Genomic DNA, 13,252 nt, shown 5'->3' on the forward strand with positions numbered 1-13,252 from the left:
AGGCCGCCCTGCAGAACGCGGGAGTTCGCTGACAACCGCCACCTGACCTCGGGGCTTTCAGCCCAGCAGCAGTGACCTGGGCTGCGCGGAGAGAGCCCGGTCGAGGACCAGGGACGCCGCTCCCACGGCGGCCACGTTCTCGCCCAGCGTGGTCGAGACGACCGCCGTCGGATGAGTGGCCCGTACGAACGGGGACGTTGCGACCATCGGCTCGATGGTGGCCAGGAGGCGGTCGGCGAGCAGCTGCCAGGTCGGTCCGCCGAAGACGACGGTGTCGACGTCCAGGAGCGTCGCCGCCGCGCAGACACCCCGGCCGATCCGGATCGCCAGGCGCTCGATGATGCCGTCCGCCTGTCTCTCCCCGTCGGCGGCGAGCGCCGCCAACCGCTCCAGACCACGCTGGGCGTCGGCCGGATTCGTCACCGTGTACTCGGCGCCGAGCACGCCCAGGGCGATGGCCTCCTCGACGAGCGTCCGCGTCGAGCAGGCCGCGCCGAGCCCACCCACCTCGCCCGCGTTCCCGGAGACCCCGCGCAGCACGGTGTCCTCCACCACGAGTCCCATCCCGGATCCGGTGCCGAGGTAGAAGAAGAGCAGGTTGCGGCTGTCGTTGGCCGCTCCCCTCCAGCGCTCGGCGACGACGGCGGCCGTGACGTCCTTGTCGAGGAGGGCCGGGAATCCGGTCGCCTCACTGAGCTTGTCGCGCAGCGGGTAACGGCCCCAGCCGCGCAGCTCGGGAGGGTCGACGACCCAGCCGGCGGCCGCGTCGATGGGCCCGGGTGCGGCGATCCCCAGGCCCAGTATCCGCTCACGGTCGGCGCCCGACTCCGCCACGATCGCGGCCACCGAGGCGGCCATGTCCGCGACGACCCCATCGGTGTCGCCGCCACTCGGTGTCCCTTGGCTGCGCTGCGCCACGACCGTGCCGAGCAGATCCACCAGTACGCAGGTGATGACCGCCGGGTCGAGGTGCACTCCCACCGCACAGCGGGCCGCGGGGACGATTTCGAGGAGGGTGCGCGGCTTCCCGCTGCCCATGCTCCGCTTCCCCGATTCACGCGCCACGCCCTGGTCGAGCAGGCGGCGGGTGATGTTCGAGACGGTCTGCGCGGACAGCCCGGTGGCGTGGGCGAGTTCCACCCGGCTCAGCCCCGTGGGGTGCCGGCGAATGGCGTCGAGGATCACCGACTCGTTGAAGTCACCGACGCGTGGCAGGTTGGTGCCGCGCCGGATCATGGACTTCCCGGTGCCCGCCGTCGTACTCGTCAACGTTCTCTCCCAGCCTCGGGCGGCGGCACCCTGCATCCGCCCCTCCGACGCATCCCACCACTGGAATGCTATGACACAGCTGTGCCGCCCCGACCGTCCCCGTCCAGGGCGGCCAGGCCAAGGAGTCAGGCGCCTGCCGGCCTTCCGCCGGCCGGGCGCAGGCGCAGCGTGCGGATCTGGAAGGGCCTGAGCCTGAGGTCGGTGGCCGCTTCGCCGGAGGCGAGTGCCAGCTCGTGTTCCGGCTGCTCCAGCAGATCGCAGTCGAAGACGGCGGCAAGCGCGAACCCCGCCGACAGACGCGCCGAGGTCGCTCCCCCGCACGCTTCGTACAGGCGGACCACGACATCACCGCTGCGGTCGTCCGCGAGCTTGACCGACTCGACCAGCACATCAGTGGTGTCGACTGCGACCAGGGCCCGAGCCGCGGCCGGGGCCGGTCGCAGGGGCAGGTTCAGCGCGTAGCCCCCGGCGATGGCCTCCTCGATCCCGGCGCCCGCGAGCAGCGCGTAGCTGAAGCTGTGGCTGCCGCGGTCGGCCTGCGGGTCGGGGCTGTGCGGCGCCCGGAGGAGGGAGAGCCGCACCGTCGTGGTGGTGCCGCCGTCCTCCCGGGTGTCGCGGCGTACGTCGTGACCGTAGGTGGAGTCGGTGAGCAGGGCCGCGCCCCAGCGCCGTTCGCCCACGTGTACCCAGCGGTGCGCCCACAGTTCGAAGCGGGCCGCGTCCCAGCTGGTGTTCTCGTGTGTGGGCCGCTGCACATGACCGAACTGGATCTCGGCGCTCTCCCGTTCCGCGTGCACGTCGAGCGGCCAGGCCGCCTTCAGTACGGTGTCGCGCTCCTGCCAGTCGATGTCGTTGCGGACGGTCACCTGCCGGCTCTCGGCGGTGAGCTCGATGTGCTGGACGAACCGGGAGGATCCGTGGGCGCGCTCGACCCGCACCGACGCCAGCAGCGGTCCTTCGTCCACGAGCGTCACCGACTCGGCCTCGTCCAGGTCGCGCACGGTGTCGCGGTAGTACGAGTCGAGGTTCCACGCCGACCACAGATTGGGGTCGTCGGGGTGGAGTTGGAGGAGGTTGCCGGCGGCGCCCGGGGCGATGGCCTCCCGCTGCGCGGTGTGGTCGTACACCGAGGTGAGCAGGCCGCGCCGGTCGACGACTACGGTCAACACCCCGTTGTCGAGGACGAATCCACCGTTTTTCGCCTCGGCGGTGACAGCCTCCCGGGGCGCCTTCACGGTGCCGCCCGAGGCGAGGGGGCCGGCCTCGGCGAGGACGGCGGTACGGCCGTCCGCCAGGCGCTGCCCACCGGCGAATTCGGGGACGGCCACCACCTCGCGGCGCGCCAACGGCCCGGCGTTGAGGAGCGCGGGGCCTCCGGGGAGCCGGCCGACCGCGTCGGCGATCACCGCCTCCAGTTCACCGTGGATCTCCGCGTACTCGCGCTCGGCCTGCCGGTGCACCCAGGCGATGGACGAGCCCGGCAGGATGTCGTGGAACTGGTTGAGCAGGACGCGCCGCCACAGCGATTCCAGACGCTCGTACGGGTACGGTGCGCCGGCCCGGATGGCGGCGGTGGCCGCCCAGAGTTCGGCCTCGCGCAGCAGTGCCTCGCTGCGCCGGTTGCCGCGCTTGGTGCGGGCCTGGCTGGTGTAGGTGCCGCGATGGTTCTCCAAGTACAACTCGCCACGCCATACGGGACGTTGATCGCGTTCGGCACGGGCCGCGGCGAAGAACGTGTCGGGCGGCTCGATCACGACCTTGGGCGAGCCTTCGAGGTCGCGCAGACGGCGTGCCTTCTCCAGCATCGAGCGGGTGGGGCCGCCACCGCCGTCACCGTGGCCGAACGGGGCCAGCGAGCGGGTGGCCACCCCCTTGTCGGTGAAGTTGCTTTCCGCGTGGGCGAGTTCACCCGCCGTGAGGGACGCGACGTAGCTGTCGACGGGTGGGAAGTGGGTGAAGATGCGCGTTCCGTCGATGCCTTCCCAGTCGAAGGTGTGATGCGGCAGCCGGTTGGTCTCGTTCCACGAGAGCTTCTGGGTGAGGAACCACTGGGCGCCGGCCAGCTTCGCGAGCTGGGGGTAGGCGGCGGTGTACCCGAACGAGTCGGGCAGCCACACGCCGTGCTGCTCGACGCCGAACTCCTCGGCGAAGAACCGCCGTCCGTACACGAGTTGGCGGGCCAGTGCCTCGCCGCCGGGGAGATTGCCGTCGGCCTCGACCCACATGCCGCCGACGGGCACCCAGTTCCCGTCGGCCGCCGCCTTCTTCATCCGGGCGAAAATCTCCGGCCGTTGCTCCTTCATCCACGCGTACTGCTGGGCCGAGGAGCAGGCGAAGACCAGCTCGGGGTACTCCTCGGCCAGGGTGGTCATGTTGGTGAAGGTGCGCGCGCACTTGCGTACGGTCTCCCGGACCGGCCACAGCCAGGCCGAGTCGATGTGGGCGTGGCCGACCGCGGCGATCGTGTGCGCGGAGGCGTGCGCGGGCCGGGACAGCACATCTGCCAGTCGGTCCCGGGCCGCTGCCGCGGTGTTCGCCACATCGGTCGGGTCGACGGCGCCGGCGGCCCGGCGCAGGGCATGGAGGATCTCGTGGCGTCGGGAGGAGCCCACTGGAAGCTCGTGCATCAACTCGTCGAGCACCTCGATGTCGTGGATGAGGTGCCATACGTCGTCCTCGCGCACCGCGATCTCGGCCTGTTCGAGCCGGTAGAGGTGCGCGGTGCCTGCCGTCTCCAGTGAACCGTGGTGAATGTGCAGACCGGCGCTGGCGACGATCGGCGGATTGGCGGCCAGCTCGATCAGCAGGTCGACCCGGTCGCCGCCGGTGGCGGAGCCGGCGAGCAGCACGCTGCGGCTGTAGGGGTGCAGGCCCTGCATCGGCGAGCCCTGGGCGTCGTGGACCAGACCCTCCGCCTGGCCGCCCGGTCCCTTGGTCAGGTCGAAGCCCAGGTCGAAGACGGCCTCGACGCGGCGCCCCGACCACTCCGCCGGGATCTCCGCACTCGCCCGCATCCAGGTCGTCGCCCAGGGGCCGCCCCAGGTGGTGCCGAGCGTGAACGGCTCGTAGTCGGCGTGCAGCGCGTCGGCCACGGGGACCGGTTCGCCGTCGACATACCAGGCGCTCAGGTCGAGGGGGCGCGCGGCGCTGTAGAGGGCGGGGCGGACGACCCGGTCCAGCAGCTTGCGGATCCGGGCCTCGATGATCCGGCGGTCGTCATGCACGGCGCTGGTCCTTCCAGGGGTCGTACACGGGGTCGGGTGCGGGCAGCCGGATCGTGTCCCGTACGCCGTCCGGCCAGGTCACGTCCGCGAGCAGGGTGGTGCCCTGGGCGCGGGTGGTGACCTGGGGCAGCGCCGTGGGGTCGGTGCCGCCGAGGTGGATCAGGGCGATGTGGGCGGTGCCGTGCGCGACAGGGCCGTCCGTCTCCACGACGGGGGTCGCGGATGCGGCACCGAGGGCGTTGCTGTCGGTGCCAAGTACCAAGGAGGCATGGGGTAGTTGGTGTGCGCCGACGACGACGGAGACCAGCCCGTCGACGCCCGCGGCCCGGGCGGTGGCACCGTCTGTCGCGCCGGACGCGGACTGCGGATCAACCGCCAACGCCCAGCCACCGACGCGCAGGACGTGTTCGGCCGGTTCGTCACCTGGGTCGGGGTCGACGCGTACGGCCCGCACCTCGGCCGACCCGCGCAACGCGGAACCGACGGTGATCCAGGGGCCGAGCGTGAAGCGGGTGGTGGGGCCGCCGAACGGATCCCATGTCGCGTCCAGGGGCCAGTGCGCTCGGGAGCGCGAGACGGCCGTGGCGCCCTCCAGTGAGACCCGTGTTGCCGGACGCCGGTGGGAGGCGCGCCCCGCCGCGTCGAGCAGGACGACCGCGTTGTCGAGTGGGTCGGCGTCCGCGCAGGCACCGACGCCCGCGGTGGGATCACCTGGGGTCTCGGGCGCGGTGTGTGTCGAATAGGCGAGGCGCGCGTAGCAGGGGTCGTCCGCATGCGGGCGGGCCGGGTCGGCGTGGTCCCCGCCGTGGTTGACGACGCGGACGACGCCGTCGGCGGCGGTGCCGGAGACGAGCCAGCCGGGCGCGGCCAACGCCCGGGTGAAATCGGCCTGTTCGACGGCGAGGGGGACCTCCTCCTCGGTCCACACCGGGTGGTCGGGCGGCAGGGCGAGACCGATGAAGCCCTTGCTCGCCCAGTACGGCGAGGCGGGCCCCGAGTACACCTGGAGGATGCCGCGGAAGGGCCGGTGCCAGCCCAGCGTGAGCAGGCCCGCTTCGTCGGTGGCCCCGTGGCCGGTGAAGTGGTCGAGCATCCGGTTCGCGATCGCCCGGGTCTCCCCCGGCGCCAGGGGTGTGGCGTCGAACAGGGCGCCGGTCCACAGCGGGGCGAGCGCGGCGTGGCGGTAGGTGAGCGAGCGGCCCTGGACGAGCGGTGAACCGTTCGCCCCGACCAGGAGCCGCTGGTCCTCCAGGAAGCGGCGCAGCCGGGCCCGGTAGCGGTCGAGGAGCCCGCTGGGTGCGGCGTCGCCGAGGATGCGGCAGAACCACAGCGGGTAGAGGTGCATGGCCCAGCCGTTGTAGTGGTCGAAGTTGCGGTGTTCGCCACCGGTGAGCCCGTCGGAGTACCAGCCGTCGCCCGCGTACCAGCCGTCGGTGAGCGCGATGACACGGTCGAGGTCCTGCTGGCGCCACTCCCCTTGGGCGGTGCGGGCGAACGCCTCGGTGACGCCCTGGAACCAGATCCAGTTGTTGCCCGGCATCGCGTCGCCGGCCATCGGGGCGAACCAGTCGAGGACGTGCTGTCTGACCGTGTCGTCGAGACGGTCCCAGATCCACGGCCGGGTCTCGTGCAGCGCGAGCGCGATGGACGCGGCCTCGACCTTGGCCTGGTTGCACTCATGGAAGGTGGGCCAGCGCTCCGGGTTCTTCGGGTCGGTGCCGGCGGCCAGTCCTGCCGCGTACCAGCCGGCGAGGTCGTGCGGGTCCGCCCCCGCCGCCCCTGCCAGCCGGAAGCCGGCCAGCAGAAAGGTACGGGCGAACCCCTCCAGTCCGTCGCTGCGTGTGCCGCTGCTGCTCGGCACGCCGGGCAGGTCGACCAGGGCGTGCCCGTCGGTGGCGTACGGCCGTACGGCGAGCAGCAGTTGGTCCGCGGTCCGCTCCCAGTGGGCACGGTCCTCGGCGGGGGTACGGGTCATGAGTTCCGGGTCTCCCATGCCTGCTCGAACTCGCGGCGGATCTGGTCGCCGGCTTCCTTGCGCCAGTTCTTCATCGCGTCGTCCCACTCCTTGAGCGGGAGGCGACCTTGCATGATGCCCTTGCGGGTGTCGTCCAGGAGGGTGCCGAACAGCTTGGACTTCTTGGAGTCGGTCGGCGAGTACAGCGGCTCGGCGGGGTTGGGGATCAGCACCTTGACGGCTTCCTTCTGGAAGGCGTACTGGTCGTGCACGATGTCCGGCTTGGCCGGGTAGTACAGCGTGAACGGCGCGTCCGTCGCGAAGATGGTCGGCAGCGTGGCCTCGGCCTGGCCCTGCGGGGTGAGGACGGGGTCGGTGCCCTTCAGGGTGTGGTCCGGGCCCCGGACACCGTACTTGCGCAGCAGGTAGGCGTCGGTCCCGAAGGGGGCGGCGAGTGCGTTCATCGCGCGCAGGATCTGCTGGATACGGGACTTGGACGCCTTCTTGATGATGAGCGTGGCGTAGTTGGCCGAGCCCTGCCACTGACCGCCCTCGCCGCCGTCGAAGCCCGGCGCCATCAGGTAGCCGAGATCGAAGCCCTCCGTGGTCGGGGCGAAGTTGGTGTAGTAGTCGTTCCACGCGGCGGGGGCATCGGGGTTCATGACGGTCTGTCCGCTGCCGAACCACTCCTTCGCCTTGCCGAGGACGCTGTAGGTGTCCGGGTGCATCACGCCGGCCTGGGTGAGCCGGCGGACCGCGTCCAGGGACTGCTTGGCCTCCTCGGTCTCGTAGTACCAGGTGAACCTGCCGTTCTCCTCACGCCAGTTGTTGGGGGCCTTCAGCATCTTCATGACGAGCTCCCAGGCGGTGACGCTGTCGCCGAGGGCGTACTGGTTGGCCTTCGGGTCCGTGACGTCCTTGCACAGCTGGACGAACTCGTCCCAGCTCCGCGGATTCGGGTCGAGTCCCCGCTTCTTGATCAGGTCGAGCCGGGTGTAGGTGGGGCCGCCGGAGAGCGGGCGGGGCATGGGCAGCGCGTAGATACCGCCGTTGCGCACGCAGGGCGCCCAGGAGGCGGTCGGGATGTTGGCCAGGAACGGGTAGTCCCGGATGTTGTCGCCGGACAGATGCGGGGTGAGGTCCTCGAAGAGGGTGTCCAGCATGTCGGGGGTGGCCGCCGAGTTCTGGTCCGGCCGGAGCATCAGCATCGCGTCGGGCAGATCGCCGCCCGCGATCGTCACGGCGAACTTGGGCGGGTAGTCACCGACCGGTGTGATCGCGAAGTTGAGGTCGCAGCCCACGCTGCCGTTCAGGTTCTGCCACAGGACGTTGCGCCCCTCCGGCGGCGGCACCGGGTTGAAGATCAGCGTCATGATGTCGATGCCGGGGCCCTTGGCGGGCGGGCCGTCCGGGAAGGCCTTGACGGGGTCGGCCGGGTAGTTCAGATAGCCGGGCGCGACACCGTCCGAGGTGGCCGGCATCGACGTCGTCACGCCTTTGTAGGGGATGTACGTGGGTAAGCGGGCCTGGGCGTTGGCGTCACGCGCGGTCGCGAGGCGGTAGTCCCCGCAGCCGGCCAGGGTCAGGCCGGCCGAGACACCGACGGCGGAGGCGAGGAAGCCGCGACGGCTCAACGCTGGGCGTGGCAGTGACTGCGGTGGCTGCATCGGCTCCAGTGGCTGCAGTGGCTCCAGTGGCTCCAGTGGCTCCATGGGGCTGTTCATCCCTTCACCGCCCCGATCATTACGCCCTTGTTCATGTGCCGCTGAAGGAAGGGGTAGATGACCACGATGGGCACGATCGACAGGACCAGGATCGCCGCCTGCAGCGACTGGGCCGGCGGCAGCGGCGCCCCGGCCGCGACATCCACCTGCCCGCCGCTGAGCGCCGCGTTGTTGACGACGTACGTCCGCAGCACCAGCTGCATGGGCCACTTCGACGCGTCGTTGATGTACAGCAGGGCGTTGAAGAACGCGTTCCAGTACGTCACCGCGTAGAACAGGCCGATGACGGCGACCGAGGCCTTGGACAGCGGAAGCACGATCCGCGTGAGGATGTGTCGCTCGGACGCGCCGTCGATGCGGGCCGAGTCGATGAGCTCCTTGGGCACGCTCATGAAGAAGGAACGCAGCACGATCACGTTGAACGCGTTGATCATGGTGGGCAGGATCAGCGACCAGTAACTGTTGATCAGACCCAGCTGCTTGACCATCAGATAGCTGGGGATGACACCCGGCACGAACAGCATGGACATCAGCAGCAGGAGCAGCACGGGCTTGTGTCCGAAGGACCCGGGCCTGCTGAGGCCGTAGGCCAGCATGATGGACGAAACCAGGCTGAGGGTGGTGCCGACGACGGTGATCCCGACGCTGACGAGCATGGCCTTGGAGACGATCCCGCCGTTGAGCAGTGCCTGGTACGCGGAGAGGGTGGGGTGGTCGGGCCACAGGACGTAGCCGCCCGCCTTGGTGACCTCGGCGGAGTCGGCGAGCGAGGTCGAGACGATCGCCACGAACGGCAGCACGACGAGGATCACGCAGATCAGCAGGATCAGCGACTTGACGGAGCGCCAGGGCAGCGAGCCCGGGGTCTCCCCGGGGATGGCGCTGTAGGCGCGGCGCGGTCCGCGGCGCCCGGGACGGGCCGGCGAGAGCGTTGTCATGACCGGTAGACACCTTCTTCCCCGAAGAGATGGGCGATCTTGTTGGCGCCCAGGACGAGCACCACACCGACCATGCCCTTGACGAGGCCGACGGCGGCGCTGACGCCCCAGTCCCCGGCGATCAGGCCGTGGTTGTAGACGTAGGTGTCCAGCACCTCGCTGTTGTCCAGGCCGACGCCGGTCTGCTGGAGCAGGATCTGCTCGAAGCCGACGGACAGCGTGTCCCCGAGCCGGAGGATCAGCAGCAGGATCACCAGGCCGCGCAGCGCCGGCAGGGTCACGTGCCAGGTCTGCCGCAGGCGGCTTGCGCCGTCCATGGCGGCGGCCTCGTAGAGGTTGGTGTCGACGCGGGAGAGGGCGGCGAGGAAGAGGATCGTGCCCCAGCCGGTGTCCTTCCAGATGACCTGCGAGGTCAGCAGCGACTTGAACAGCTCGGGGTTGCCGATGATGTTCCAGGTGCCCATGTCATGCGCCTGGAGGAACAGGTTGAGCATGCCGCTGCCGCCCAGCAGCTGCTGGAACAGGGAGACGACGACCACCCAGGACAGGAAGTGCGGCAGGTACAGCACGTTCTGCACCCACTTCTTGGCGCGTTCACTGACCAGGCTGTTGAGAGCGAGCGCGAGGAGAATCGGTGCGGGGAAGACGAACACGACCTGGATCAGGGTCAGTTCGAGGGTGTTGACCAGAGCGTGCAGAAACTGCTGGTCGCCGTTGAAGATGACGTCGAAGTTGTCGAGCCCGCTCCACGGGCTATGCATGATGCCGATGTAGGGCTGGTAGTCCTGGAACGCGATGACGTTGCCGAGCAGCGGGATGTACTGGAACAGCAGCAGTACCAAGAGGCCTGGTATCAGGAACCAGAAGAGGGCCATGTCCCGGCGCCTGCGCGGACGCGGTCTTCGCAGGCGGCCCTTGTCCGGCGGCCTGCCCTCCTCGGCCGGACGAGCGGCCGCATGGTGAAGCGTTGTCATGACGCGAGGCCCTTTCGCCGTGAGACGGGCGCAGTCCGGCGACCCCCGGGAACCGGCAGAAGTATGTAAATCCAATCGATTGGCTAAGGTCAATGCTTCTGACAGGCAAACCCACGTCGCGCCGTTCCGGTGCGGCCGGGGTTCGCGGCAGCATTCGGTAAGCGCTTACCCAGAACGGGCGGTGGCACCTGGCCGATCGGAGCGCGCCCAGCCGCCCAACGCGCCCTGCCTCAGGCCCCGTCGCCGGTCCCTGCCACGCACTTCTGCCCCACGGCGCCACCTCGGCCCGAAGCCTGAAGCGGGCGTCTGGCAGCGAACCTCCCGTTCGCCGCGAACCCCAAGATCCGCTCGCCGCGCCCCGCATTCATGCCGTCGGACGCATTGACTAACGCAACTTGATGGATTTACATGACCGCGCGGCCGCGCCATCAGCCACACCTGCTCCTCCCCCCCACCTCCGCACAAGATGCTCGGCATGCCCCAACATGCCCGCACATCAAAGGATTTGGCGCGGTCTGATGATTTCGACACCTTGATCGCCAACGTGTCAGACCTCCGACGGACGAGCCCTCTTGCTCGCGGGCGCTGATCCCGCCCTGTCGCCACCCCCCACCAAGAGGTGAAAGATGCACAGAAAAGTTCGACGAGTCTCCAGGTGGCTTCCTGGCATCGCCGCGCTTGCCGCCGGCACTCTGTTCGTACTTCCGGGCGCCGAGGGCCACGCGGAAGCGACTGCGGGGACTGACGCCGCGGCGGTCGCCGCCGCGGCCGGTGCCACAACGCCCTTCGCCACGGTCGAAGCCGAAACCGGGACGCGTGGCGGCGGCGCCGTCATCCGCTCCCTCACCCCGGGAGCGGCTGCACCGACCGCGGCCTCCCTGGAGACCGAAGCCTCGGGCTACTCCCTGGTCGAACTGAAGGCCACCGGCTCTTCGGTGGCGATAACGAACAACACGGGTAAAAACGCCAATACCCTCGTGGTCCGCGCCTCGATTCCGGACGCGGCGGCGGGCGGCGGCATCACCGCCTCGCTGAACCTGTACGTGAACGGCGTGTACCGCCAGGCGATCTCACTGAGTTCCCAGCAGGCGTGGAACTACCGTGACGCGACCACCAATCCGGACGACCCCAAGGCCGGCGGGTCGCCCTACCGCTTCTACAACGAATTCCCGGTCTGGGTCACGGGTGCTCCCATCGCGGCGGGCAGCACGATCAAACTCCAGAAGGACGCTGCCAACACAGCTGCCGTCTACGACATCGATTCCGTCGATCTGGAGAACGTCGGGGCCCCACTGTCCCCGCCGGCCAACTCGCTCTCCGTGGTCGACTACGGCGCGGATCCCGGCTTCGCGAAGGATTCGACGGTCGCGATCCAGAACACGGTGAATGCCGCCAGAACACAGGGAAAGTCCGTGTGGATCCCGCCGGGCAAATATCTGACGAACAGCCTTGCGGCCACTCCGTTGAACTTCACCGGCGTGAAGGTGCAGGGCGCCGGTATGTGGCACTCCACCCTCTACCGGAAGGTTCCTCTTCCGACCCCCTCCGGGTGGCGTTCACAGATCCTGGTCGGCTCGGGCACCACGCTGACAGACCTTCAGATCGACGCCAATGCCACCTGGCGCGGTGTCGGCGGTAACGGGGGATCGGATTACGGAATCAATGCCAGCGGTGCCGGCGGCTGGCTGGTCGACCGGATCTGGACCCGCCACATCGACGCCAACTGGCTGTCGGGCACCAACGGCATCGTCCAGAACAGCCGGACAGCGGACACCTACGGTGACGGTTTCAACGTCAACAACGGCAACACGCCGAATCCGGACAAGCTCGGCAAGAACATCACGGTCCGGAACAACTTCGCCCGGAACACCGGTGACGATTCCTTCGCGACGTACTCCGACGCAGGAGCCGGCGGCAAGAACCCTCAGGTGGACGGCACGAAAATCCTCAACAACACCGCGATCGCGCCCTGGTGGGCCAACGGTCTACGGGTGGCCGGCGGGGCGAATATCGAGGTGAGGAACAACCTCGTGAACAGCGTGTCATCGAACAGCGCCCTGGACCTCGGCGTGTTCGGAGACACGGGGAATCCCCTGACGTCCGTCACGGTCAGCGGAAACGTCCTGAACGGCGGCGGCGGCTGGAACGGCACCCGGCACGGCGTGCGGATCAGTTCTCCCTCCAGCACCTCGCAGTTCCCCACCGCCTATTCGAACGTCACCATGACCGACAACGTCTTGCGAGGGTCCCTCCGTGCGGGCCTCTACATCGACAAGTCGCGCGTCAATGTGACGCTGAAGAACAACACGATCGACCGGCCGGCCAAGCAGGGAATCTGGGTCCCCTCGGGAGTCACGGGCACCGGCACCTTCACGGGCAACACGGTGACGAATCTGTTCCCGGGTCAAGTCGCGACCCAGAACGACTCACCGGCCACGTTCAAGATCACCGGCTGAGTACACCCACTGACGCCTGGAGCCGCCGTCCCCCGTGGGGGCGGCGGCTCCGGTGTGACGGTCTCTCAGGGCTGGGCGGGCGCGGCGATCTGCTGCCCCCCGGCCTGCACGAGGGTGACCTCCTGCTGCCGGGCTGCATGGAACCGCGGCAGCGGGAGGCCGCCGGCCGTGGGGCGCAGCTCCATCAGTGTGGCCTCGACATCGGCCGCGCCGGCCTTGAAGCGGCCCAGTTCGGGGCGGTCCGAGTTCGTCCAGCGGTGCTCCGCGCCGTCACAGACCGCGCTGGTGCCGCCGATGCCGTGCCGCACGTTGCTGTCGCCCTGGCGCAGGGACGAACTCACGAACACCGCGCCGGTGCCGTCCGTGCAGCGGTAGGTGCCGGAGAGGGTGATGGTGCCGTCCGGCGCGATGGTGCCGGCCGGGTCGACGGTGACCGACTCGAAGGGGTCGATGAGCGCGTGTGCGGCGGGGGCGGTGAGCAGCAGCAGCGCGACACCGGTGGCCGCGCACGCGACCTGGCGCAAGGACATGGGAGTACCTCCTGGAACGGGGCCCGGAACGGGGGCGGGGGAACGGGGGTTCCACAGGTACCGGGCCACCGGGCCGGGGGCGGTGACCGTCACTCCTTCGGTGGCGAGTCCGGGGAGCCGGGAGCGCGCAGGTGCGGCCGCGATGGGGATGGTGAACTCAGCTCAGCTCAGCCCGGCCCGGCT

At 69.6% G+C, this 13,252-nt stretch carries 8 protein-coding genes; 1 reads left to right on the plus strand and 7 read right to left on the minus strand.

All coding sequences use genetic code 11. The annotated features are described in order from the left end of the window. Positions 1-57: 57 nt before the first annotated feature. From ACFVYF_RS23535 to ACFVYF_RS23560, 6 genes are all read right to left on the minus strand, one after another. Positions 58-1,236, minus strand: a complete 1,179-nt coding sequence (locus tag ACFVYF_RS23535; protein WP_389458345.1) for an ROK family transcriptional regulator — start codon at positions 1,234-1,236, stop codon at positions 58-60. A 158-nt stretch (positions 1,237-1,394) separates the two neighbouring features. Next, positions 1,395-4,493 carry an alpha-mannosidase gene (locus tag ACFVYF_RS23540; RefSeq protein WP_389458220.1) on the minus strand — a complete coding sequence of 1,033 codons (3,099 nt, stop codon included), beginning with the start codon at positions 4,491-4,493 and terminating at the stop codon, positions 1,395-1,397. Next, positions 4,486-6,468 carry a DUF2264 domain-containing protein gene (locus ACFVYF_RS23545; protein ID WP_389458222.1) on the minus strand — a complete coding sequence of 661 codons (1,983 nt, stop codon included), beginning with the start codon at positions 6,466-6,468 and terminating at the stop codon, positions 4,486-4,488. Before ACFVYF_RS23545 ends, ACFVYF_RS23540 begins: the two co-directional genes overlap by 8 nt. Then, a complete protein-coding gene (locus ACFVYF_RS23550) occupies positions 6,465-8,159 on the minus strand; it encodes an ABC transporter substrate-binding protein (RefSeq protein ID WP_389458224.1) in 1,695 nt (564 codons plus the stop codon). Before ACFVYF_RS23550 ends, ACFVYF_RS23545 begins: the two co-directional genes overlap by 4 nt. An 8-nt stretch (positions 8,160-8,167) precedes the next feature. Further along, positions 8,168-9,109 carry a carbohydrate ABC transporter permease gene (locus tag ACFVYF_RS23555; RefSeq protein WP_389458226.1) on the minus strand — a complete coding sequence of 314 codons (942 nt, stop codon included), beginning with the start codon at positions 9,107-9,109 and terminating at the stop codon, positions 8,168-8,170. Continuing rightward, on the minus strand, positions 9,106-10,083 hold the full coding sequence (locus ACFVYF_RS23560; RefSeq protein WP_389458228.1) for an ABC transporter permease: 978 nt from the start codon (positions 10,081-10,083) through the stop codon (positions 9,106-9,108). The genes ACFVYF_RS23555 and ACFVYF_RS23560 overlap by 4 nt, the downstream gene beginning before the upstream one ends. A 626-nt stretch (positions 10,084-10,709) precedes the next feature. On the opposite strand from ACFVYF_RS23560, the gene ACFVYF_RS23565 reads away from it, so the two are divergent. Next, entirely contained in the window at positions 10,710-12,539 is a 1,830-nt protein-coding gene (locus ACFVYF_RS23565; protein ID WP_389458230.1) for a glycosyl hydrolase family 28-related protein, read from the plus strand. A 65-nt stretch (positions 12,540-12,604) separates the two neighbouring features. On the opposite strand, the gene ACFVYF_RS23570 is transcribed toward ACFVYF_RS23565, so the two are convergent. Then, positions 12,605-13,069 (minus strand): DUF6299 family protein, encoded by a 465-nt coding sequence (locus ACFVYF_RS23570; RefSeq protein ID WP_389458232.1) that lies wholly within the window; start codon positions 13,067-13,069, stop codon positions 12,605-12,607. Positions 13,070-13,252: the final 183 nt, after the last annotated feature.

It is taken from the genome of Streptomyces sp. NPDC058274, from assembly GCF_042881375.1.
Lineage (GTDB): Bacteria > Actinomycetota > Actinomycetes > Streptomycetales > Streptomycetaceae > Streptomyces.